We start from the raw sequence: 22,297 nt of genomic DNA, 5'->3' as shown, positions 1-22,297 counted from the left end.
ATTTTCATGTGTTTTAAGTCGATCTTTTTACTCGTATTTAAATAAAATTATCCCGACTTTTTTAGTTATATTTATATTTTAAATTCTGACTAAAACAGTTGTATTTACTAGGAATTACAAATGATAATTAATACGGATAAAACCAACTAAAACGCTTATATTTAAAAAAAGGAATTTAGTTGCTGATGGGAAAGAGAAAAATTGAAGCAAAAAAAAGAACATGCAAGCATGTTCTTTTTTTTGGGGGAGACGGTTGTTTTAGAAGTCGTAACGTAGACCTAAAGACAATGCAGTTGAATTTTCATCTGCTACACCGCTCACACCATTACCAAAGCTACGTCCTTCTTTCCAAGGATTAAGCTTTGAGTTTTTGTCGTTCAAAACTGTAGCAAGGTTGCCGTATACACGAAGCGTACTATCAAGCTTATGCTCTACGCCCACCGCAATTAAGCTTGCATTGGCATCGTTAGTATCAACATCACGGTAGAAATATTCGCCGCGTACTGAAGTTTTAGGTGTCAGTTTATATTCGCCAGCCAAGCCAAATACTTGTACGTCTGGGTTTACCTTGTCGTTATCATGTTGTGATAACTGATACATTGCACCTAGATTAAATTCTTCGGTAATTTTGTACGCACCCGCAAGACGGAAAGCATCACGGCTTGCACCATCGCTCACGTTAGCTGCATTTTTTTCATATTTTTCGTATGCAGCTGCAAAATCAATAGGACCTTCTTTATATGTCAAAGCAAGATCATAAGCTTGGTCTTTCTTTTTGCCTTCGCCATTTGCATCTTTTGTTGACTCTGTGCCTGCATTCATAGATACAGCGCCGAGTACATTAAAGCCACCGCCAAATTTTGGTGATTTATATTCGATGGTATTTTCGTTACGCTCATCAAACTTTAAGTTGCCTACACGCGTTACGTTACGTACGTCACCAACCATGTCGCCAAAGAAGTTGATTGGGCTACGTGCAACTTTGAATGGGCTGTCAAAACGACCTACGCGGACTTGACCGTAATTTGCGCTCTTCACACCAACAAAGGTATCGCGAGTTGAGAAGTTCACGCCGCTTGCATCTTTAGAGCCACTTGCAAAGTTTACTTCTTGCTCAATTTGTGCAAAAACATTTAAATCATCATTAATTTTTTGATCAACTTTGAAGCCTAAGCGAGATGCATTAGAAGACAAACCAACTTCGTTATAATCTTTACCATCATCAAGGTAGTCTAAAGAAACGTGTGCACGGCCATAAATTTTTACATCTGCTGCAGACGCCATTACAGGTGTTAGAACAGTTGCCCCGATTGCTAATGCACATAGTGTTTTTTTCATTTGAAGCTCCAGAAGACTTTTCTAGTCATATCAATACGTTTTATCAGTAGCTTGGCTAAAAATAATTTGCTATCTAATGGCGCTAAGTATTAATTACAAATAAGACAGTTCTATTAAGGAAATATTGCAAAGATATGAAATATGATCGCTGTTTAACTTGAGTGGGATGGTGATTAATTTAATTTAAGTTATTGTATTTAATTGTTTAAATTTATTTTTGATATGTATTTCTGGGTTTTTAGTCATCATAAGCAAAACTTAGAACCATAAAAAATGGAGCCGAAGCTCCATCTTATGCTATTTAAAATATGACACGCATATTTCAGAGTGCAGCTTTAATTTTTTCAGCCAAGGCTTTAATTTTATCTTGATCGCCCATTTGCGCTGCATGTTTACCCAGCTCATGTACAGAGCTTGGAATAAGATGAAAATGCACATGTGGCACAGTTTGGCCTGCGGCTACGCCTGACAGTTGCATAAGAACAATACCTTCAACGTGTAGCGCAGTTTCAATTGCTTTCGCAACTTTTTGCACAATTTGAATGGTATAAGCAGCTTCTTCTGGGGCTAAGTCGAGTAGGGTGACGGCAGGTGACTTTGGAATAACTAAAGTATGGCCTTCTGCTTGAGGCATAATATCCATAAATGCAAGAACGCGTTCATCTTCATAAACTTTAATCGCTGGTAATTCACCGCGTAAAATTCTTGCAAAAATGTTTTGGTCATCATAAGCCATGACGGATTTCCTTAAGCTGTTTTGAACTGTAATTATTTACAGTTCAATTCTTTCTGACGATCTTTGATCGCGTCAAGACGTTGCTGCTCTTTTTCTGAAAATTTTGGTTTGGTTGTATAGCAATTGTCATTACCATACTTTGCTTTAGCGTCAGGGTCTTTAAAACAAAAGCCTTTTGATGCATAAATCACATCATGATCATTTTTAAGTTTTTGGCATTCTTGCTCAGATGCCATAGCTACTGTAGATGCCCCTAATAGCGTAACAAAGCCAACCAATGCCGCAACTTTGAAATTGTTCATACGAGTTTCCTCTGTGTTTGTAACAATGTGTGTGATCATATCATCACAGTATTAGAATTAATTATGTATTTTCAATGGCGAGATCTTACTCAATTGTAATATTACTCCATGATTCGTACATTTTTGCGACAGTTGAAAAGTCACTATTTGCTTGTGCGGTATCGCTCGCAATTTGAACCAGACTTTGCGTGAGCGAAATGACTGGGGCAGAAAGTTTAGCACCACGGACTAGATCAACAGCAATCCCTGTGTCTTTGGCCAATAGTGGTAATGCAAAGGTCAATGGAAAGCTACGGTTGAGTACGCGCTGCGGTAAAATGGTTTCTGTTGCATTGCTTTTACCACTGGATGCATTAATGCAATCTAGAGCGGCGTGTAGATCTACACCATGTGCTTTAAGTACTGTTAGGCCTTCTGAAGCAGCACATAAATTAACAGCCATGAGCATATTATTGACTGCTTTTACTGCAAATCCAGCGCCGGATTCACCTACATGTTGAATCAGTTTGCCCATTGTTTGAATTGCGGGAAAAGCTTCATTAAATGCAGTCGCATCGCCACCAAGCATGAAGGTGAGTGTTGCATTTTCTGCACCTATTGTTTGCCCAGAAACTGGCGCATCTAAATAAGATGCACCGTGTTGCTGAAATAGCGGTGCGAGTTGTTTAGCAGAGCTAGGTACGCCACTGGTGCAATCCACCCAAATACTGCCAGCTCGAATGTCAATATTTGCAATTAGAGCTTCAACATCAGCACTGGTCGGCAAGCAAGAGAAAATGATATCTGCTTGCACAGCTTGTTGTAACTCTACAGCGAGCGTGCCAAACTCAGTTGCATGTTGTTTGGCTTTGTCAAAATTACGATTCCAGACATAAACGGTGTCAAAGTGCTTGGGTAAATGCGCTGCCATGCGGTAGCCCATTGCGCCTAAACCAATAAATGCAACTGATTGAATCATAATAGAACCCTAATTTAATTTTTAATAACTGTCGATCTTTGTTCAAGCCATGTGGTCAGTTTAGGCCAAAATTCATTCGCACTTTTTTGGCTCGACATGAGGCCTAAGTGCCCACCAGGGATAAGAGTAAACGTGACATCTTGGCTACTTGTCAATTCGCCTAAGGGTTGGGCCGCTGCGGCTGTTACAATTTGATCGCTAGAACCCGCGCCAATCAACACAGGCACGTGAATATCTTTTAATTTTATAACTTTATCTTTTAATTGAATAATACCTTCTTTAAGGGGGTTTTGTAGCCATAAATGTAAAACCATGTCCTGATTAATACCCCCTGGGTAGTCAATCATGTGATTTAAAAAGTCACCCATCGTGGCATGTTCATGGAGCGTTTGTGGGTCTGAAAGATTAAATAAAAATTGCTTTTGACTGGTGTACCAGCCTTTAGGGTCTAAGATTTTAAATCCCACAGCATTCAGTAGGCCGGGTGTATGAATCATTCTTTTAGGGATTTTACCCGTATAGATAGTATTTTTGAGCGCCTGACTGCGTGAAATCAGCTGATTGATATTTTGAAAAAGTCGACCAACGCGACCAGAAGCATAGCTATCAATTGGGCTTCCCATCACCATGAGGTTTTTCACACGATTTGATGCACTTAAAGCCGTATATAAAGTGACAAAGATGCCCGCCATGCTCCATCCATGTAAAGAAACTTGAGGGCTTTGGGCATGCGTGCAAATTTTATCGATGCAATGCGGGATCGCATCATCAATAAAGGATAAAAAGTCCAGAAAGCGATCTTGATAGCTAAGTTTGTTCCACTCAAGCAAATAGACTTCAAAGCCACTATGTTGAAAATGTTTAACTAATGAGCGATATGGATAGAGGTCATAAATCGCCATATTAATTGCTAAAGGTGCAACAAAGACAAGCGGTTCTTGATATTTACGATTGGGTGATGCGTAATGTCTCACCCGACAAAACTTATATTCTTCAATGACCTCATAAGGATTGGTTTGGGATAACACCAATGATTTTGCATTAAAAAAACGTGTGGATAGATGTTTAAGTTTTTTTTGCTGTGTTAAAAGCCTTTTTTTTAATGGGTTCATGGTGAGCGTTGGCCTATATCCTTGCAGGTTTGATCGAAGTCTAAGCGATATTTGCTTATTATACCTTGACCTTAAATAGCTTAGGCGCTCAAAATATTGGCAATAATTAACAAAAGGCAGTCATTGGACTGAGTAATGCTAATGAACCAACAAGACGACATCGAATATCAACTAGATACCTTAGCTATTCGTACAGGCCATAATCGTACTTCTGAGGGAGAACATAGTGAGCCGATCTTCTTAACATCGTCTTTTGTGTGTGAAAGTGCGGCAGACGCGGCGGCGAAATTTTCAGGCCAAATTGAAGGCAATACCTATTCACGTTACACCAATCCAACTGTTCAAGCTTTCGAAAAACGCTTAGCTGTTTTAGATGGTGCTGAAGCTGCAGTTGCAACGAGTTCGGGTATGGCAGGTGTTCATGCAATCACATTAGCCTACCTGAAGGCAGGTGATCATGTGGTGTGTTCACGTGCTGTATTTGGTTCGATTATTTCACTATTTGAAAAATACGTGATTAAATTTGGTGTTGATGTCACTTTTGTTGATTTAGAAGATTTGGATGCTTGGAAACAAGCGATTCGCCCAAATACGCGTTTATTATTTATTGAAACACCATCAAACCCGTTGGCTCAAGTGGGTGATTTACAAGCCATTGCTGATATTGCACATGCACAAGGTGCGTTATTTGCTGTAGATAACACCTTCTGTACAGCTGTATTACAACAGCCATTGAAATTTGGTGCTGACCTCGTTATTTATTCATCAACTAAGTATATTGATGGTCAAGGCCGTGCTTTAGGTGGTGCAGTAGTGGGTAGCGCAAAACTTATGGAAGAAATCACGGGTGTCATTCGTACACTGGGTAATTCTATGAGTCCATTTAATGCATGGGTATTCTTAAAAGGCTTAGAAACTCTAAGTTTACGCATGAAAGCGCACTGCGCGAGTGCACAAATTTTGGCTGAATGGCTTGATGCACATCCAAATGTTGAAAAAGTATATTACGCAGGTTTGCCAAATCATGAAGGTCATGAACTTGCGAAGAAACAACAATCAGGTTTTGGTGGTGTAGTATCCTTTGTTGCCAAAGGTGAGCGTGAAGGCGCTTGGACTGTTATTGATCATACGCGTTTCTTGTCTATTACAAGTAACTTGGGTGATGTAAAAACTACAATTACACATCCAGCAACCACTTCTCACGGTAGAATGTCGGCAGAAGCTAAACAAGCAGCAGGAATTAGTGAAGGTTTAATTCGAGTTTCTGTTGGTTTGGAAGATATTAATGATATCATTCGCGATATTTCTCGTGGTTTAGATTTGATTTAAACCATTTAAAAAAGTTTATTGTTCGGAGTATTTTATGAACATTAACATGTTGATGCAGCAAGCTCAGCGTATGCAAAAAGATATGGAAAGCAACGTTAAGAAGGCTAAAGAAGAGCTTGCACAAACGGAAGTCCATGCAGAAGCGGGTGGCGGTTTAGTGAAAGTAACTATGACTTGCCGTAATGTGGTTAAACGTATCGAAATCAATCCTGAATTACTTCAAGATGATGCAGATATGATTGAAGATCTTATTGCTGCTGCAATGAATGATGCAGCACGTCAAGCAGAAGTTATCACTGAAGAAAAAATGAAATCTGCAAATTCAGGTATGGGCTTGCCACCTGGCTTATCTGGATTGTTCTAAGGAAGCGTTTTGCATGTTTAGTGGACGTTTTGATCAACTCGTTCAAGCATTACGTATTTTACCAAGCGTTGGGCCAAAATCGGCCCAGCGCATGGCATTGCATTTGATTATGAAAAATAAAGAGGGTGCTTTAGGTTTGGCGCATGCGCTGAATGAAGCAACCAGTTATATTCATGAATGTGCAGTGTGTCATTCACTGACAGAGAATGAAGTATGTGATATTTGTTTATCCAATGACCGTGATGAACAGTTACTTTGTGTTGTTGAATCTCCAGCTGATGTGATGGCGATTGAGCAAAGTGGTAGCTTTAAAGGTAAATACCATGTATTGGGTGGTCATTTGTCGCCATTAGATGGCGTTGGCCCTGAAGAAATTGGTATACCTTATCTCATTCAACGGCTATCGGATGGTCAGGTGACGGAAGTTATTTTGGCAACCAATGCGACGGTTGAAGGGCAAGCAACGGCACATTATTTAGTTGAAGCTGCTAAACATTTGCCAGTTAATATGACACGTATAGCACAAGGCGTACCACAAGGTGGTGAGTTGGAATATGTAGACAGTCATACGCTAAGTCAGGCGGTACACAATAGAATGCGAATGAAGTAGGTGTGGTGCATGCTACACTTATTTAAACGCTACTTAATAATACAAAAAAACGATAATAATTTATTTAAAAATGTAATAAACCACCAATATATTTAAAAAAATATAACGAATATACAAAAATTATTTATATAAATATCTTATATATAGGTTAAAATAGGCTAAAACAGCTTTTGTAATAGATTTCCTAGTCTTATGTATCAATTTATTCAACAACAGCAAGATTTACAAAAAGTTCTTAACTTAATGAGTCAGCATACAATCTATGGATTGGATACTGAATTTATTAAGGTAGATACGCTGTGGCCAAAACTTGGTGTATTTCAAATTAATGTGAATGGTCAGGTTTTTTTGTTGGATGGAACAGCTTTAGATTTAACTGAATTTTGGACAAGATTGTTTGGTGCGCAACAAAATGTGTTTCATGCATGTAGTGAAGATATTGACCTCATTTACCATTATGCATCACATAAATCTTTAGAAAATGTTTTTGATACTCAAGTCGGTATGTCATTTTTAGGGCATGGCTTACAAGTGAGTTATCAAAATGCCTTGAAACTCATGCTAGATGTAGACATTGAAAAAGATCAAACCCGTTCTGATTGGCTCGCTCGTCCATTAAGTTTGGATCAATTGAAATATGCAGCCAACGATGTTGAATACATCATGACACTTTCTGAAAAAGTCAAAAATGAACTACAACAAAAACAGTTATTAGACTGTGTACTTGAAGATTGTCGTCATTTAACTTATGAAATTGGCGTTGAAACACCAGTACATCAATTGTATTTAGATGTAGGTAATTTCCGTAATAGCCGTAAACAACTCATGCAGTTGCAACAATTGGCGGTTTGGCGTGAGCAAATGGTGAAGGCTTTAAATCAGCCACGGAGTTTTATCTTAAAGTCAGCCACCATGCAGGATTTGGTGGAGAAAAACCCGCGTAATCATTTCCAGCTAAGTAGTATTAAAGGCATACGTCCAAATATTATCCGTGAGCATGGTAAAACGATTTTAGATTTACTCAAATATTTACCAGAACAAGCTGAATGGCCATTGCGTATGGCGCGTCCAATACGTCATTCATCACAAGATATTACCCAACGTGTAGAGTTAACGATTCAAAAAGTAGTGGATGAAACCACTGTGCCGAAAGAAGTCTTGATGCGTAAAAAATGGTTGAATGCTTTATATCAACATGTGGTATTTCGTAATGACGAGCAAGATTTGCCGAAGTATTTATTGGGGTGGCGTTATGAAATACTCACCAAACCTTTAATTGAAGTATTGCGTGCAGATGAGTCTTATTTGTCGACACAAATGAAAGTGAGCGATTAAATACGTCGAATTGATTAAAGATTTGGCAATTGTACAAATTCACGACTGATGCGTTAATAAACATTAATGTATCAGTCTTTTTTTGATGTATCCTTTGCCTTGCATTTTAGGAGTGTTGTTTCAAATTATGTTCTGTTCAATTTACAAATCGAGCAAAAAAGACGAAATGTATATTTACATTGCTCGTCAGGAAGTTAAAGAAAACCAAGAGCCAGCAAATCCGCTTGAAGTTTTACCTGAAGCAGTGCGTACCGCATTTGGCCGTGCAACTTTTGTTATGGATTTGGAATTGAGTGAATCACGTAAATTGGCGCGTGTAAACGTGCTTCATGTGATGGATTCAATTGTTACGAAAGGATTTTTCCTACAAATGCCTCCGGAAGGCTTAATTGACCCGAATGCCGCTGCGCCAGAAGGTTTACGTGGTGCTTAATTAATATTCAGGAGTTGTGAAATGGATAGTTTATGGGCTGTATTAGACTCAATTCCTGAAGATAGCATTGCTGTCACGGTATATTTGCTTGGTAGCGTGATTGCGCTACTGTGCTGGTATGGCGTGGCAAAACGCTTGCCGAAGATTTTGGGTGGTATGACATGGATTATCATGTTTGCCATTCTTTTGACGCCGACAGTTTCTGAGGGGAACAATGCCTCGATTGCGCCCGCAATTTTTGGCTTGCTTTTTGGTGTATTAACTAAAGATCAGCCTTTGGTCTGGGCAAATTTATCACTTATTCTTTTTGTATTGGGTATTTGTATGGTACTTGGCTACTTATGGTCAAAATATACTGCCAACAAAGCCTCAAATGTTGTTCACAAAAAAACTTCACCGCTTTAAAGTAAAAAAATAAAGGTTATGACATGTCTGTTGAAAATCAGCAATTTAATGGCACAGCTCAATATATCGCTACGGATAGCTTAAAACTTGCAGTTAAAGCTGCGCGTTCCCTTCAAAAACCATTGCTTGTAAAAGGTGAGCCAGGTACAGGTAAAACTTTACTCGCAGAACAGGTTGCTGAAAGTTTAGGTCTTAAGCTTATTACATGGCATATCAAATCGACCACTAAGGCACAGCAAGGCTTGTATGAGTACGATGCTGTTTCACGTTTGCGTGATAGCCAATTAGGCGATGACCGTGTGTATGATATTAAAAATTATATTAAGCCGGGTAAATTGTGGGAAGCATTTACCAGTGAAGAGCGCTGTGTTTTATTAATTGATGAAATTGATAAGGCAGATATTGAGTTTCCAAATGACTTATTACATGAACTCGATAAAATGTCGTTTTATGTATATGAAACGGGTGAAACCATTACGGCGACACAACGTCCAATCGTGATCATTACTTCAAATAATGAAAAAGAACTACCTGATGCATTCTTGCGTCGTTGTTTCTTCCATTATATTGAGTTCCCAGATGAAACTACGATGCGTGAAATTATTGATGTACACTTTGAGAATATTTCTGCCACATTGGTCAATGAAGCATTACAGGTATTCTTTAAATTACGCCAAATTCCGGGCTTAAAGAAACCACCTTCAACTTCAGAATTGATTGATTGGTTAAGTCTGCTCATGGCAGATGATATGCCAGAAGATATCTTACGTAATACCGATAAATCGAAATCAATACCGCCACTGTACGGCGCATTAATTAAAAATGAGCAAGATGTACAGTTACTCGAGCGTTTAGCATTTATGTCACGTCGTTAATTCATGAAATTTGAAACAAAAGCTGGAATGTCCAGCTTTTGTTTTTTTAATGTTCTGCTTAAAAGAAGTTCATCATATTGTTTGAAATATACTGAATGGTGAGTTACAGCTTGCCACTTTACTTATAAAAGTAATTTTGAATAATATTGAAGAAAAGGCCATAGTTCAAAAAGATACATACTTCGCAAAAATGCTCTAAATTTTTGGCTGTGATTATGTGATCTGCTTAGACTCACTATAAATTTAATGGATTTTATTCGCCTATGTTTGTGCGATTGTTTTATACCCTTCGAAAATACGGTGTTCCTGTTTCTACACGTGAGCTCATTGATTTAAATGAAGCCGTGGCTGCGGGCTTAGTCTTTGCGGACCAAGATGAGTTTTATCAGCTTGCCAAAACAGTTATGGTCAAAGATGAGCGATTCTTTGATAAATTTGACCGTGCAATGAAAGACTATTTTGATGGTATATCGACCTTTGATTTAGACGAATTGCTCAATCAGGTGCATAAGCTACCCAAAGAATGGTTTGATTTGGAGTTGCTTGAAAAGCACTTAACGCCAGAACAACGTGAAGAGCTGAAAAAAGCAGGCTCACTTGAAGAGCTGATGAAAATGTTGGAAGAGCGCTTGCGCGAACAACATAAAAAGCATCAGGGTGGGAATAAGATGATTGGCACGGGAGGCACATCACCATTTGGCGCTTTTGGTGATCATCCTGAAGGTGTGCGCATTGGTGGTCCCGGCCGTAAACGTTCTGCGGTAAAAGTATGGGAACAACGCCAATATCGTAATTTAGATGATGACCAAATTTTAGGTAGTCGTCAGATGCAAATGGCATTGCGCCGTTTGCGTAAATTTGCTCGCCAAGGTGCCGCCGAAGAACTGGATATTGATGGCACAATTCGTGAAACAGCCAAGCAGGGTATTTTAGATGTTCAATTGGTGCCAGAGCGCCGTAATCGTATTAAAGTGCTGATGCTTTTTGATGTAGGCGGTTCGATGGATGCACACATTGCACAATGTGAAAAGCTCTTTAGTGCTGCAAAAACAGAATTTAAAACCCTAGAATACTTCTATTTTCATAATTGTTTGTATGACTATGTTTGGAAAGACAATATCCGTCGTTCAAATACACGAATGAATACATGGGATTTATTTAATACCTATGGGCGTGACTACCGTGTGATTGTGGTTGGTGATGCCAGCATGGCACCTTATGAGTTGAACTCAGCAGGTGGCTCAGTCGAATATATGAATGATGAAGCGGGTAATGTGTGGTTGCATCGTTTGCGTAAGCATTTTGACAAAACAGCTTGGTTAAACCCAGAAGAAGATAATTATTGGCACTACACGCAAACTATTGGTCAAATTAAGCAAATCTTTGAAGATCACATGTACCCAATGACCTTAAAGGGTGTGGAAGACATGACTAAATATCTTGCACGTTAAGCTGGATTGAATGGGTAATCTTGTTAGATATATGTGTCTAGTGTTATGAATGTTGTATTAGATATTTTTGAAGATTATTTAAGTTATGGCTTGTTGTATTTAGAAGAAATTCGTTAGTATCGGGTCATTATTTTTGTTTTGTTTTTTATGTGCAGGGGTTATGTATGGATCATCAAATTAATGGCATTGCCTTACCAAATGAAGAAGGCTTCTTTGGTCATTATGGTGGTCAGTTTATTCCACCTGACTTAAAGCAAGCGATGGATGATATCAATGTTGCTTATCAGGAAATCCGCCAAACAGTGGCATTCCAAGATGAATTAAAAGAGTTATTTGCTCACTATGTTGGTCGTCCAAGTCCGTTATTTCATGCAAAGCGCTTGTCTGAGAAGTTGGGTGGCGCACAAATTTATTTGAAGCGTGAAGACCTCAATCACACAGGTGCACACAAAATTAACCATTGTTTAGGCGAAGCATTGCTTGCGAAATACATGGGTAAAACCAAAGTGATTGCAGAAACAGGTGCAGGTCAGCATGGTGTAGCACTTGCAACGGCATGTGCGCTTGTGGGTATTCCTTGTGAAATTCACATGGGGCAAGTAGATATTGAAAAAGAACATCCAAACGTGGTGAAAATGAAAATTTTAGGTGCAAACTTAATTTCAGTTACACGCGGTACTGCAACACTTAAAGATGCAGTGGATAGTGCTTTTGAAGAATACCTAAAAGACCCGAAAAACTTCATTTATGCAATTGGTTCTGTTGTTGGTCCACATCCATTCCCAATGATGGTACGTGACTTCCAATCAATTATTGGTGAAGAAATTAAAGTTCAAACCAATGAGCGCTTTGGTGCAAATCCTGACTATGTTGTGGCTTGTGTTGGTGGTGGTTCAAATGCTGTTGGTGCATTTACAGCATTTTTAAATGAACCTCATGTGAAGCTAGTTGGTGTAGAGCCAGCTGGACATGGTCTAGATACAAACATGCATTCAGCAACTTTAACCTTAGGAAAGCCAAGTCAAATTCATGGCATGGCGTGCTATGTGCTAGAAGATGAAAAGGGTGAACCTTTACCTGTGCACTCTATTGCATCGGGTTTGGATTATCCTGGGGTTGGGCCTCAGCATAGTTTATTAAAAGATTTAGGCCGTGTTGAATACACCACCGCAACAGATCAAGAATGTTTAGATGCATTTATGACTTTGTCACGTGTAGAGGGTATTGTGCCAGCACTTGAAAGTTCTCATGCCGTGGCTTGGGCTTTACGTGAAGCACCTAAACTTGGCAAAGAAATTAAAATTGTTGTAAATGTATCTGGTCGTGGCGATAAAGATGCAGATTATGTTGCAGATAAATTAGGTTTAAATTAATTCTTATTAGCCCATAGATTGAGCACTATGTATTTAATTTAGAGAGTACATAGCAGATTCATCTGTGACTTAAATATCCCAGTTTTGACTGGGATATTTTTTTGTATAGATCTTTTATAAAAGCTGGGTTGAAGTGAAGAGTGGCCAAATAAAAATTTAGATATATCACAAAAACAAAGCCTTATTTAGCGATATTTTCCGTTAAGTTATAAAAAAAGTATATACGAAGGAATGTCTTTGTCATTACATTTAATTTTGAGATAATAAAAATCCCTGAACATGCAGGGATTATAGTCAAAATATTTTAACCTGAAATATATTGCTGTAACTGTTCGATCAGCTTGTGTTGATCATCCATTGCTGCTTTTACGAGGTCACCAATAGAAATCAAGCCAAGCAACTGATCGTTCTCAACTACGGGTAAATGACGGAGGTGTTTATCGGTCATTAACTCAAGGCAATCTTCAACAGTTGCACTTTGGGTCACGGTGAGCACTTTAGCAGTCATAATTTCACTCACTGTTGTATCAAACGATTTACGCTGCATGAGCGCAATTTTACGTGTGTAATCACGTTCCGATAAAATACCTGCAAGCTGGCCATTGGTTTCAGTCACCACAATAGCACCGATGCCTTTTTCGGCCATTAAACTAATGGCATCAAGTACAGTTGCATCTGGACGTATGGTGTAAACAGTTTGAAAAGCTTTTTCTTTCAGTACTTGGGCTACATTTGTCATGATCTTTGCGTTCCATATTTAGCGTTATTATTGGTTTGAAAGTATCGTATATTGCATAGAAATCCAATATCAAGATGCATAAAATTATTGTGTGATCTCTATCTTTAAGCTATCACAAATTGGTGTGGCGTAAAGAAAAAATGTCGCATTTGTGCTGTGGTCAATTTAAATTTTTTATTCGCTGTATAAAGTGCTGGCGTGGCATGAATACGGGTGAGTGTAGGTAATAATGCGACTTCAAAATCTTGAGGGGTAATTCTTTTTGGGGTGTAATTTGGCCAATGTTTTTTGGCATAGCGATGTGCTTGTAAGCCATTGAGCCAAAAAGGAAAGATATAATCTTCCCCATCATTGCTCATTGCCCATCCGTCTCGATAGAGTCCCCAGAGAACGCCACAATACATCATGGTTTTTAAAATCGTAATTTTAAAAAACAGCTCTTTAGAAATAGGGTGAAAGGTGTGCATTAGAAATCTGGTCTTACTGTAGTTGGAACATTGGCTTATTTTAATAGTCAGAGATGAAACTAGTGTTTAAGCTTAGCCAAAAAAGCGTAAATAAATGTGTATTCATGAAATTTTAAGATAAAAAAAACGCCACCTAGGTGACGTTTTATTAAGCCTGCATGGTGGCCATCTTTTCCCAGTATTGGGCTTTGTAGGAATCACGCTCTACACGGAAACCTTGATAGTAAAGTTCTGCTAAAAACATTGCTGCTTTACCGTGGCCAGCGCGTGCCGCTTGTTCTAGCTCTGTTACTGCGTCCACAAAATTCATTTGTGATTGAATTGTATTTACCGCATTTGCATAAACATGTTCTAGTTCATGTTGAGAGATTTGTTGAATCATATAAAACTCCTTATTGTAATTATGATCACATCAGACTTGGGTACATAGACCCTATTTGATGCATACTCAATATAACTAAGTATTATTAAACTAATATTACAAAATATGGGAATTGTCAAATAAAAACGCAAAACCATATAGCTGTAGTTGAGTTTACATGATTAAACAATGATCAGTTTGAATATTTATTAATATAATGAGTGAAAATAATTAAATAACAAGGAGAACAGCACATGAGTCGTATTTTAGACGGTTTAAGTTTTGATATGCCTCCATCAGCGGAGCAAGTGATTGCACTGGCTCACTTGCATCGTATGAAATTGGATGAGGCAATTTTTCATAATGAAATTCATTTGGGAGAATTTGGTTTAGCACAGCGTAAACGTGTATATGACTTTACACGTGAACTGGATGTGCCTCAGCGTGAAGCCTTTTATCAAGTTTATAATGGAGAGCTTTTAAGCATTGCGGACGAAGATGACTTACATCCTGCTGAGGCTGAGGGTGGCTTAAGCGTATTTGCTATGATCGTGGTTTTGGTCATCATTGCTGCAATTTTATATTTTGCAGTGATCCGTGCCATTATTTAGAAAAATATGAGCAAAATTCTATCTTGTTGGTATCTAAGTCCACAGCTTGTACAAGAAAACAGCAGTGTGACTTGAACTTCATCTAACTCATCCATACACTACTTTTAACTTGAGGTAGTGTATGACTATTGATTTAGAAAAAATTCTTCAATTGAAATCGAATCTGTCGAAAATAAAGCTAGAGCAAATTTATAATTATTTAATTGCGACCATTGTTGTACTCATTTTGTGTATATCGTGTTTTGCTTTAACCCGTCCTATCTCTGTGCAGAAATATCACAATGTTGAGTTGCTATCTGAGCAACACATTCATCCATTAACACAGGAAATGGCTGAGAATTTGAAGCAACAACGTCAAATTAGCCTGCGTCAGTACTTTCGCTTAATGCATGCCTATCAAAAGGAGTCAGTGCGTGCGCACCGACTCCCTGATGCTCAAGAGGAAAGCCTTTAAGGATTTTGTGCTGGACTAAGGTTTTGTTGCAATATGCTTTGTAACTCATCTTGGTCTAGAGATGGTGCTACCACAACAATCGTCATGTTATCTGCATGTAAGTGTTTATGTAGCGCCTTTTCAATATCTTCCACACTTAAACGAGCCAATAATTTTGGATATTGGCTGAGGTAATCTGCGGGTTGCCCATAAAATCCTAATAATCCAAGCTGCGCATTAATTGAAGCGTTGCTACTGTAGTTATTGGGATAAGCACGTAGCATGCCTGCTTTAGTATCTTCTAATTGCTTACGGTCTATAGGCTTCTGAATAAAATCAGCAAACGCTTTATGAGCAACTTTGATGCTGTCCATCAGTTGGTCTTGACGTGTAGAGTAACTAAAGCTAAATACGCCCGGCGCTTGACTGAAGCTAAAACTACTATATGCCCCATAGGTATAGCCCCGTTTCACGCGAAGCTCTTGCATTAAAATAGAATTAAAACCACCACCGCCAAACATTCGATTGGCAACTTCTAAAGCAAGGCGGTCTGGGTCATTACGTGTGGTACCAATATGACCAAAGGTGACATGGGCTTGCGCAGATTGAAATGGGATATGCTTAATCACAAAGTTGTTGTTGCTTACAGGTTGGGCTAATTCACCTGCTTTATTACCTTGTGGCACATGGCCAGAGATATATTCAGCTAGTTTCTGTGCTTCTTTGCTGTTCAATTTTCCTGTAATAGCAATATTCATATTCTGAGCCACCAAGAAGGTATCGCGGAATTGCTTTAAACGTTCTGGATTAATGCGTTTAATACTGCCATTGGTGCCAGTGATAGGCTCAGCATAGGGGTGTGTTCCATAAACACTACGATAAAACTGAATGCCCATTAAACGGCTTGGGTTCTCTTTAAGCTGTTGTTGTCCAGCTTGGTTATTGCTTATAGCTAAGCTCAGACTGTTATTTTTAAAGGTCGCATTGTTTAAAATTTCAAGCAACATGTTGAGCGCAGGTTCGAGTTTTTTAGGGTCTGAAAGTACGCGTAAATGAACCACAAACATATCTCTATACGCTTGAATACTATATCTAGCACCTGTTTGCTCAAATACACTGGCAATTTGTGTCGCGTTATATTTTTCAGTACCTTCACTCATCAGCCGTGCAGTCATGCTGGCTAAGCCACCCAATCCATTTGCAATTTCGTTATCACGTGCAGAACCTGCATTAAAGGTGAGCTGTATATCTACCATAGGTAAGTCTTGAGACTCTACAAATAAGCTACGCACGCCATATCGATTTTTGAGCTCATGAACATAGGGTGCTTGATACTCAGTTGTAGTTGCTAAGTTTTTTAAGCTTTGTAAGAGTGGAATAGACTGTAATGTATTTGGTGAAATATCAAGATTATCTTGGTTGTTGAAGTAGCCTTCATCTGAAGTTGCATAAGCTATATTATTTAGTCCAGCGCTGATTACGAGTGCCAAGAACAAGCGAGATGTTGTGTTAAACATATTGGCATCCATTATTTAGACGATTGGTCTGGAGTAAGGTACATGGTGGTTAAGTTGTCACGAACAAAATAAGTGTTGGCGACTTTTTGTACATCTTGTGGGCTGACATTTTCGTAATGGCGGGGTAATTCATCCATCAGGCGAAAGCTCAGATCATTCACTTCCAGATTGCCAATGGTTTTGGCCTGACCAGCAATATCATCTTGGTTATAAATCATATTGGCAATAAATTTGGTTCGTATACGATCCATTTCAGTGGCATCAATTAATTCATTTTTAAGTAAATCTATTTCAGCTTGTATGGCTTTTTGCGCATCTGTTAGTGATACTCCAGATGCAGGCATAGCAGAAATACTAAATAAACTATCACCACGATTATAAGGGTCATAAGAGACGCTCAATGTGGTCAATATTTTCTTATCGCGTATGAGGCGTTCTTGTAGACGTGATGAAATACCGCTATCGAGTAAGTTGCGAATAATGTTAAGCACATAAGCATCTTGCGGGTTTTTAGCTGAACTTAAAGAGTGTACATTCCATGCCATATATAAATTTGGAATCTGTACATTATTGCTTAATTCCAAATGTCGATAACCAGGTCTTTCAAATTCTAAAACATCATTTCGAGAAGGCTGTTTTTGTGAAGGGATGTCGCCAAAATATTTTTGTACCTGAAGCAAGGCTTGCTCAGCATTCACATCTCCAACAATCACCAAAATAGCATTATTGGGCGCGTACCATGTTTTGTACCATCGCTTTAGATCATCCAGTTGAATGTTTTGTAGGTTTTTCATATAGCCAATCACGGGCTGGCGATAATGACTGGTTGGGTAGGCCAACCATTTAAAGCGCTCAAAAGCCCAAGAACGGGGATTATCATCTGTCCGCTGACGACGTTCCTCCATTACTACTTTAATTTCAGGTTCAAAGTCAGATTGCTTAAGTTTTAAGTTACTCATACGATCTGCTTCAAGTTCTAAAGCCATTGGGAAATAGGTTTTAGGGTAAAGCTGATAATAATTGGTGTAGTTGGTAAACGTTGCGGCATTAATACTACCGCCGTATAAGCGACTTAAACGGGTAAATTCATCATTTGGGACTTTGTTGGTACCTTTGAACATCATGTGCTCAAGCACATGAGAAATACCTAAAAGATTCCCCGATTCATCACTACTGCCAACTTTGTACCAAATATGTGTCATCACCATTGGAGAGCGATGATCTTCACGAATAATGACTTTTAAGCCATTTTTGAGCGTGGTTTCAAATGTTGTACGGCTTAGCTGACTACGAGAATCTGCATGTGTGATTGAGCCAATAACAGTTGTGCTCAATAAACTTGTAAAAAGGAGTGCTCGCGAAGCGCGATTTAAAAAAGATCGAAAATAAAGAGTGCGCACAAGCGATTCCAAATAAGCGTGTGTGGTAGAGCACTATTTTTAATAAACCTAAGAATAAACACAAGGATAGCAATGTTGTTTTTTGGCATGTCATGCAATGCGAGCAGACGAATGGCTAAAAAACTGGGAACTTATGCTAGAATCATTGTTTTTAACGCAGTGCTTTTCAAGGATTCGGCATGCAACAGCAATCTAATGGGCAAGATAAATTTTTGATTGATGCTGATTTTGGGGATGATGACGTCACATTACCGAGTTTAGCATCCGTTAACGTGCCAATTGTAGAAACTCCACAAGTAGCAGTTCCTGCTTCCGAGCCTGTAGCATCAGAAGTGGCAGTTGAAAAAGAAGCGCCTCAAGGCGGATTCTTTAGTCGTATGAAAGAGGGTTTAACCAAAACCCGTAAAAACCTTGCAGATGGAATGGTGAACATTCTGATCGGCGGTAAGGAAATTGACGACGAATTATTGGAAGAAGTTGAAGAACAACTTCTGGTAGCTGATATTGGTGTAGATGCAACAAAAACGATTATTGCGAATCTAACCGAACGTACTGCACGTGGTGATTTGATTTATTCGCATTCATTATATAAGGCCCTTCAAGAAGAATTGGTAGCTTTGCTTGCACCACGTGTAAAACCATTACACATCGATCCAAATAAAAACCCGTATGTGATTTTGGTTGTGGGTGTAAATGGTGTAGGTAAAACCACAACTATTGGTAAGCTGGCTAAACGCTTGCAAGGTGAAGGGAAGAAAGTGATGTTGGCAGCGGGCGATACCTTCCGTGCAGCAGCCACTGAACAGCTTCAAATTTGGGGCGAGCGCAACAATATTTCTGTTGTTGCACAAGGTCATGGTGCAGATTCTGCATCAGTGATTTATGATGCCTTTGAAAGTGCACGTGCTAAAGGTATAGATGTATTAATTGCAGATACAGCAGGACGTTTACATAACAAAAGCAACTTGATGCAAGAGTTGACTAAAGTTAAACGTGTAATGCAAAAAATTGATGCAACAGCTCCACACGAGGTGATGTTGGTGGTTGATGCAGGTACAGGTCAAAACGCGATTAATCAGGTTGAAATGTTTGATGAAGCTGTAGGCCTCACAGGTTTAACCATTACCAAATTAGACGGTACTGCAAAAGGTGGCGTATTGTTTAATATTGCAAGCCGTACGCATGTGCCAATTCGCTTTATTGGTGTGGGTGAGAAAATTGATGATTTACGTCCATTCTCAGCAAAATCATTTGTAGCAGCACTCTTTGAAACCGACAAATAAGTATTAAACATTGAAGTTAAAGTATTGAAAATACAAAAAGCCTAAATGTGTGATATTTCACATAAACTCCGCCTAGTGCGGAGTTTGTTGTTTTTAAAGATGCTAAGCGATGGAAAAACAAACTATTTTCTAAAAAGCAAACCAAATCTAAAGGTTAAAATTTATTACACTAAGCTTATCAATACATTGTTGTTGTGATGTTATTTTTAGGGGATTCACTATGGCACTGTTGAGTAAGATTAGTCATGTACTAACAGCAGATATCACAAAAGATTTTAAGCTTAAGAAAAAAGATATAGAAGTGTCTGAGGAACAGACATTTGTAGATCAGCTCAAAAAACGCCGTAGCATTTATGATTTAGGTAAGCGGATTCATTTTAGTCAAGCCTATATTGCAGAACTAATTCAGGAATCTGTGCGCAGTTGCCCATCAGCCTATGATTCACAAAGTACACGTATCGTGGTGTTGTTTGGTGAATCGCACCAGCAGTTTTGGAATATTGTGCGAGATGTCGAGCGCCGTAATGTGCCCATCAGTGTATTTGAAGGCGTAGAAATGAAAATCGCAAAATGTGCGAATGCCTTTGGTACGGTTTTGTTTTACGAAGATCAATCTGTTATTCAGAAATTACAGAAAAAAGTCCCGTTTAGTGCGAGTGATTTTCCGGTTTGGTCCGAGCAGACATCTGGTATGGCTCAATTCGCAGTGTGGACTGCTTTGGCTGATTTGGGTGTAGGTGCTTCTTTACAGCACTATAATCCAGTGATTGACCAAGCGGTTAATCAGCACTTTGATATTCACTCGGATTGGCTTATGCGGGCGCAGTTGGTCTTTGGTTCTATTGAAGGCTCAATCCCTGAAAAAGAAGAGCGAGAAGATCAAGAGAGCTTCCGCATCTATGCATAAGTTGTTTTTTTGTTTAAGCGGTATGTTTATACCGCTTCATCTTTTTAAAATAATTATTAAATAAAATAAGGCTTTTAGCGCATTTGATTTCGCTTGAACACTTAGGGTGTTCTAAAAATGAGACGTAATGTCATAAATTTGGTCATTTCTAATTCATCTAAATCCCCTATGATTGCGTTATCCAATATTTGCGATACAACAACAAGAGGGTTCAAAATGTCTTTTCTAGATAAAATTAAACAACGCCGTACGATTTATGCAATTGGTAAAAACCTATCAGTTGACCAAAAGGTTATTGAAGAGACAATTCAAGAAGCAGTACGTCATAGTCCTTCATCTTTTAACTCACAAACTTCACGTGTCGTGACTTTATTTGGTGAATCACATACGCAATTTTGGAATATTGTACGTGAGACCTTACGTAAAATTGTTCCAGCAGAAGCATTTGCAGGCACTGATGCAAAAATTAGCAGTTTTGCTGCGGGTTTTGGTACAGCATTATTTTATGAAGACCAAGCAACAGTAAAAGCGCTTCAAGAACAATTTGCGCTATATGCAGATAATTTCCCAGTATGGTCAGAGCATTCAACAGCCATTGCACAGTTTGCTGTATGGACAGCATTAGCAGAACAAAACATTGGCGCATCTTTACAGCATTACAATCCAATTGTGGATGCAGAAGTTGCGGCTAAATTTAATATTCCTGAATCATGGAAGTTACGCGCACAATTGGTGTTTGGTTCAATTGAAGCGCCTGCTGGTGACAAAACATTTATAGATGATGCTGAACGTTTTAAAACATTTAATTAATGCTAGACCATTTAGCTGAGTTAGATATCAAAGTGAAAAGTTAAATCAATGCATTTCCTTTGTTATACTCATGATGTAAAAAAGAGTGCTAAGGCGCTCTTTTTTATGAGTAGAAAATCATTGTCATAAAGCTGTCATTTATACATTGCATAGTGCATCTAAAATTGAATAGAACAGCAAGAGTATAGACATGGTTTTTAAAATTGCGACAGGTATTGGCGCATTGTTATTGAGTAGCATCGCTTTTTCGGCGGTTACACTTTCAGTTCCTGAAGAAATTAAAATTGTTGCGGTGAATGATCAAGATATTGGTGCTAATCTTTTGCGATCAAATAACAAAATTAAACTTAACGCTGGAACGAATGTGATTAGTGTTCGTTATAGTGGTTATTATCAACACCCAGACAATTCACACGATATTTTAAAATCAGGCATCGTAACGGTTAAAACCCCAGTTTTAAAAGATGGTAATAATTACAGTTTGGCATTAATTAATCCGCCAAAAGATTTTGATCAAGCAGAGAAATATAAAGATGAGCCAATCATTGGCTTATATGATCAAAATAAACAACTATTAGTTCAGCAAGCTGGAGCTAAAGCCAGTAAGTCGTGGTTAAGCTCAGTATTTTCTGATTCAGATACATTAGATGCAACACAAATACCACCACAAGCACATCAACCTGCAGCTGTTTATAATACGCCAGCTGTGCAAAATGCATCAGCTACGTCATCAACACAGACTTTGATTAAAAGTTGGCAACAAGCAAACAAGCAAGAGCGACAAGCATTTATGTCTTGGTTGGCAGAACAGAGTAATTAAATATTGCGAGTTTAATTTAATAGCATTATTTGAAGCTGGAGTGATCCAGCTTTTTTATTGTGCGTATGAATGATAAAAGTACAGATACAAATAAAATGTTTAATCATGCTTTAAAAATAGGCATAATTTTAATAAATATGCTGTTTTAGGCTAAAAAATAATCGAATGATTCAGTATTTCTAATTAATTTGGAAATATGGGTTGCGCTTGTTTTAAATCCGTATAGAATACACCACATCAACACGATGAACGAAACAAAATGTTACGCTAAGTTGTTGAATTTGTTGCTGATGAGGCGCAAATAGATCATTAAGAGATTATGAAGAAT

Annotated in this window: 25 protein-coding genes; 15 read left to right on the top strand and 10 right to left on the bottom strand. The window is 38.4% G+C overall.

The features are described 5' to 3' along the window. Positions 1–258: 258 nt before the first annotated feature. From D9K81_RS03245 to D9K81_RS03225, 5 genes are all read right to left on the bottom strand, one after another. A complete protein-coding gene (locus D9K81_RS03245) occupies positions 259–1,338 on the bottom strand; it encodes a porin (protein WP_120373211.1) in 1,080 nt (359 codons plus the stop codon). A 322-nt stretch (positions 1,339–1,660) separates the two neighbouring features. Next, a complete protein-coding gene (locus D9K81_RS03240; RefSeq protein ID WP_120373210.1) occupies positions 1,661–2,074 on the bottom strand; it encodes an HIT family protein in 414 nt (137 codons plus the stop codon). Positions 2,075–2,106: 32 nt separating this feature from the next. Further along, positions 2,107–2,376, bottom strand: coding sequence for a YARHG domain-containing protein (locus D9K81_RS03235; RefSeq protein WP_120373209.1), 270 nt, complete (start codon positions 2,374–2,376; stop codon positions 2,107–2,109). Positions 2,377–2,461: 85 nt separating this feature from the next. Next, entirely contained in the window at positions 2,462–3,334 is an 873-nt protein-coding gene (locus tag D9K81_RS03230; RefSeq protein ID WP_120373208.1) for an NAD(P)-dependent oxidoreductase, read from the bottom strand. A 14-nt stretch (positions 3,335–3,348) separates the two neighbouring features. Next, the gene (locus tag D9K81_RS03225) at positions 3,349–4,446 is read right to left on the bottom strand and encodes an alpha/beta fold hydrolase (RefSeq protein WP_120373207.1); all 1,098 of its coding nucleotides are present in this window, start codon (positions 4,444–4,446) and stop codon (positions 3,349–3,351) included. Positions 4,447–4,587: 141 nt separating this feature from the next. Between D9K81_RS03225 and D9K81_RS03220 the strand changes: the two genes are divergently transcribed. The 9 genes from D9K81_RS03220 to trpB all read left to right on the top strand — a co-directional run bounded on the left by D9K81_RS03220 (position 4,588) and on the right by trpB (position 12,621). Continuing rightward, entirely contained in the window at positions 4,588–5,775 is a 1,188-nt protein-coding gene (locus D9K81_RS03220; protein ID WP_120373479.1) for an O-succinylhomoserine sulfhydrylase, read from the top strand. Positions 5,776–5,809: 34 nt separating this feature from the next. Continuing rightward, the gene (locus D9K81_RS03215; RefSeq protein ID WP_106985024.1) at positions 5,810–6,139 is read left to right on the top strand and encodes a YbaB/EbfC family nucleoid-associated protein; all 330 of its coding nucleotides are present in this window, start codon (positions 5,810–5,812) and stop codon (positions 6,137–6,139) included. A 13-nt stretch (positions 6,140–6,152) separates the two neighbouring features. Beyond that, complete coding sequence (recR, locus tag D9K81_RS03210; protein WP_120373206.1) at positions 6,153–6,749, top strand: recombination mediator RecR; 597 nt, start codon at positions 6,153–6,155, stop codon at positions 6,747–6,749. A 192-nt stretch (positions 6,750–6,941) separates the two neighbouring features. Further along, the gene (locus D9K81_RS03205; RefSeq protein ID WP_120373205.1) at positions 6,942–8,084 is read left to right on the top strand and encodes a ribonuclease D; all 1,143 of its coding nucleotides are present in this window, start codon (positions 6,942–6,944) and stop codon (positions 8,082–8,084) included. 127 nt (positions 8,085–8,211) lie between these two features. Continuing rightward, positions 8,212–8,517, top strand: a complete 306-nt coding sequence (locus D9K81_RS03200) for a YcgL domain-containing protein (protein WP_120373204.1) — start codon at positions 8,212–8,214, stop codon at positions 8,515–8,517. Between the two features lie 21 nt (positions 8,518–8,538). Then, positions 8,539–8,922 carry a hypothetical protein gene (locus tag D9K81_RS03195; RefSeq protein ID WP_120373203.1) on the top strand — a complete coding sequence of 128 codons (384 nt, stop codon included), beginning with the start codon at positions 8,539–8,541 and terminating at the stop codon, positions 8,920–8,922. Positions 8,923–8,945: 23 nt separating this feature from the next. Beyond that, complete coding sequence (locus D9K81_RS03190; protein ID WP_106986678.1) at positions 8,946–9,797, top strand: AAA family ATPase; 852 nt, start codon at positions 8,946–8,948, stop codon at positions 9,795–9,797. Positions 9,798–10,060: 263 nt separating this feature from the next. Beyond that, positions 10,061–11,248: a vWA domain-containing protein gene (locus D9K81_RS03185; RefSeq protein WP_106986679.1), complete on the top strand. Its 1,188-nt coding sequence runs from the start codon at positions 10,061–10,063 to the stop codon at positions 11,246–11,248. 164 nt (positions 11,249–11,412) lie between these two features. Then, positions 11,413–12,621, top strand: a complete 1,209-nt coding sequence (trpB, locus tag D9K81_RS03180; RefSeq protein ID WP_120373201.1) for a tryptophan synthase subunit beta — start codon at positions 11,413–11,415, stop codon at positions 12,619–12,621. 304 nt (positions 12,622–12,925) lie between these two features. On the opposite strand, the gene D9K81_RS03175 is transcribed toward trpB, so the two are convergent. The 3 genes from D9K81_RS03175 to D9K81_RS03165 form a co-directional block, all read right to left on the bottom strand. Continuing rightward, positions 12,926–13,360, bottom strand: a complete 435-nt coding sequence (locus tag D9K81_RS03175; RefSeq protein ID WP_120373200.1) for a CBS domain-containing protein — start codon at positions 13,358–13,360, stop codon at positions 12,926–12,928. 104 nt (positions 13,361–13,464) lie between these two features. Beyond that, the gene (locus D9K81_RS03170) at positions 13,465–13,827 is read right to left on the bottom strand and encodes a DUF2750 domain-containing protein (RefSeq protein ID WP_120373199.1); all 363 of its coding nucleotides are present in this window, start codon (positions 13,825–13,827) and stop codon (positions 13,465–13,467) included. A 148-nt stretch (positions 13,828–13,975) separates the two neighbouring features. Continuing rightward, a complete protein-coding gene (locus D9K81_RS03165; RefSeq protein ID WP_120373198.1) occupies positions 13,976–14,209 on the bottom strand; it encodes an SEL1-like repeat protein in 234 nt (77 codons plus the stop codon). 233 nt (positions 14,210–14,442) lie between these two features. On the opposite strand from D9K81_RS03165, the gene D9K81_RS03160 reads away from it, so the two are divergent. Then, positions 14,443–14,799: a hypothetical protein gene (locus D9K81_RS03160; RefSeq protein WP_120373197.1), complete on the top strand. Its 357-nt coding sequence runs from the start codon at positions 14,443–14,445 to the stop codon at positions 14,797–14,799. A 121-nt stretch (positions 14,800–14,920) separates the two neighbouring features. Beyond that, the gene (locus tag D9K81_RS03155) at positions 14,921–15,253 is read left to right on the top strand and encodes a hypothetical protein (RefSeq protein WP_120373196.1); all 333 of its coding nucleotides are present in this window, start codon (positions 14,921–14,923) and stop codon (positions 15,251–15,253) included. Here the strand turns inward: D9K81_RS03155 and D9K81_RS03150 are convergent. Beyond that, positions 15,250–16,749 carry a M16 family metallopeptidase gene (locus tag D9K81_RS03150; RefSeq protein WP_120373478.1) on the bottom strand — a complete coding sequence of 500 codons (1,500 nt, stop codon included), beginning with the start codon at positions 16,747–16,749 and terminating at the stop codon, positions 15,250–15,252. The two genes, D9K81_RS03155 and D9K81_RS03150, sit on opposite strands and share 4 nt — an antisense overlap. A gap of 11 nt (positions 16,750–16,760) precedes the next feature. Beyond that, positions 16,761–18,083: a M16 family metallopeptidase gene (locus D9K81_RS03145; protein ID WP_227602054.1), complete on the bottom strand. Its 1,323-nt coding sequence runs from the start codon at positions 18,081–18,083 to the stop codon at positions 16,761–16,763. Between the two features lie 245 nt (positions 18,084–18,328). Between D9K81_RS03145 and ftsY the strand changes: the two genes are divergently transcribed. From ftsY to D9K81_RS03125, 4 genes are all read left to right on the top strand, one after another. Then, positions 18,329–19,432 (top strand): signal recognition particle-docking protein FtsY, encoded by a 1,104-nt coding sequence (gene ftsY / locus D9K81_RS03140; RefSeq protein WP_120373194.1) that lies wholly within the window; start codon positions 18,329–18,331, stop codon positions 19,430–19,432. A gap of 220 nt (positions 19,433–19,652) precedes the next feature. Next, positions 19,653–20,339, top strand: coding sequence for a nitroreductase family protein (locus D9K81_RS03135; RefSeq protein ID WP_120373193.1), 687 nt, complete (start codon positions 19,653–19,655; stop codon positions 20,337–20,339). A 216-nt stretch (positions 20,340–20,555) separates the two neighbouring features. Beyond that, positions 20,556–21,149, top strand: a complete 594-nt coding sequence (locus D9K81_RS03130; protein ID WP_120373192.1) for a nitroreductase family protein — start codon at positions 20,556–20,558, stop codon at positions 21,147–21,149. Positions 21,150–21,339: 190 nt separating this feature from the next. After that, positions 21,340–21,969, top strand: a complete 630-nt coding sequence (locus tag D9K81_RS03125; protein ID WP_120373191.1) for a DUF2057 family protein — start codon at positions 21,340–21,342, stop codon at positions 21,967–21,969. The last annotated feature ends 328 nt before the right edge of the window (positions 21,970–22,297 follow it).

This window comes from Acinetobacter chengduensis, from assembly GCF_003664645.1.
GTDB classification, from domain to species: Bacteria; Pseudomonadota; Gammaproteobacteria; order Pseudomonadales; family Moraxellaceae; genus Acinetobacter; species Acinetobacter chengduensis.
This window is presented reverse-complemented; position numbering and strand designations above follow the sequence as displayed.